The organism is Alcanivorax sp. HI0044 (assembly GCF_001634945.1).
This window is the reverse complement of record NZ_LWEZ01000340.1, coordinates 1-1,574: the sequence shown is the minus strand read 5'-3', so window position 1 is coordinate 1,574 and position 1,574 is coordinate 1. Positions and strand designations below refer to the sequence as shown.

Sequence of the window (1,574 nt, the reverse complement as noted above, 5' to 3'; positions counted from 1 at the left end):
AGCCTCAAAGATGCCTCTCTGGAGACTTACCTGGCCAGCGAAGAAGCCCGGCGCAGCACCCAGCTGGCACTGGTGGCCCAGGTGGCGCAAAGCTACCTGACCCTGGTCAGCGACCGTCAGAATCTGGCCATCAGCCGTGAAACGGTCGCCGCGCAAGAGAATTCGCTGGCACTGATCCAGCGGCGCTTCGAAAGCGGGCTGGGCACAGAACTGGATGTACGACAGGCACAGATTGCCCTGCAAGGCGCCCGCGCCATCCAGGCCAGCTTTGAGCGCCAGGTCAGCCAGGATCACAACGCCCTGGCCGTATTGGTTGGCGGCCCCCTGCCCGCACTGGAGTCGGTGAACCTGAACAGCGACACGCTCTCCCTGGTGGCGCCGGTCCCGGAAGGGCTATCGTCCAGCCTCCTGACCCAGCGACCGGACGTGCAGCAGGCCGAGCATCAGCTACGTGCCGCCAACGCCAGCATCGGTGCCGCGCGAGCCGCCTTCTTCCCGAGTATTCAGCTCACCGGCGCCTATGGCAGCATGAGCAGCGAACTGTCTGGCCTGTTCGACAGCGGCTCCAAAGCCTGGTCGTTCAGCCCCAGTATTTCCCTGCCAATTTTCTCCGGTGGCCGCAACAAGGCCAATCTGGACCTGGCTGAAGTGCGCCAGGATCAGGCCGTGGCCACCTATGAAAAAGCCATTCAGACCGCCTTCCAGGAAGTGGCCAACGCCCTGCAGGCCCGCGATACCCTGGCCCGCCAGCAGCAGGCCCAACAGGCACTGGTCACCGCCACCGAGCAGTCCCTGACGCTCTCGCAGCAACGCTACGAGCAAGGCGCAGATGACTACCTTGCGGTGCTGGACGCCCAGCGCACCCTGCTCTCCGCCCGCCAGCAACTGGTGACGCTGAAGCTGCAGCAGCTGACCAATGAAACAGAACTGTATCGCGCACTGGGCGGCGGCTGGGAGGCACAACAGCCCACCCACGTGGCCAGCCGTTAGCGTGTTTTGAAAAATACAGACAAAGGTCGGGTTACGCCGCTACGCGGCTAATCCGACCTACGAAACAAAAGGGATAACACGGAAGGAAAACTACTCGCTGCGCAAACGGAAGGTTGCTTCGCCGAGGGCCAACAGCGTGTCCTTTTCATCGAACACTTCCATGGTGCTGTTGTAGATCCGGGTGCCACCGGCACGGCGGGTACCCACCGCGCGAACCAGACCTTTACTGGCCTGCCCGGTGAAGGTGGTGGTCATGGATAGGGTAACCGCCTTGCGAATGTGCATGGGGTCCGGGCTCCAGGTGCCGGCACAGGCCCCGGCCACATCCATCAGGGTCGCCAACACTCCACCATGAATGACACCGCCCAGATTCAAATGCCGGGTTTCGATCTGCAACCCCAGCACTGCCCTGCCCTCTTCCCATTCCAGGAAATGAAACCCCACCAGGGAGGGAAAACCCATATCAAAACGGGTATTGGCATCAGCCAGGGAAAACCCTTTGGAGGGCGGAACTGCACTCATACTCTCGCACTCATTGTTTGTTTTACCTGTGGCCCGGTACCACTGGTCCAGCGGTTCAGGCG

General features: G+C 61.8%; 2 protein-coding genes. One reads left to right on the top strand and one right to left on the bottom strand.

Annotation, left to right across the window (positions count from 1 at the left end; genetic code table 11):
- A partial coding sequence (locus tag A3730_RS04175) for an efflux transporter outer membrane subunit (RefSeq protein ID WP_063537550.1) occupies positions 1-990 on the top strand: 990 nt, incomplete at its 5' end.
- Between the two features lie 90 nt (positions 991-1,080).
- On the opposite strand, the gene A3730_RS04170 is transcribed toward A3730_RS04175, so the two are convergent.
- A partial coding sequence (locus tag A3730_RS04170; RefSeq protein WP_231883840.1) for a PaaI family thioesterase occupies positions 1,081-1,574 on the bottom strand: 494 nt, incomplete at its 5' end.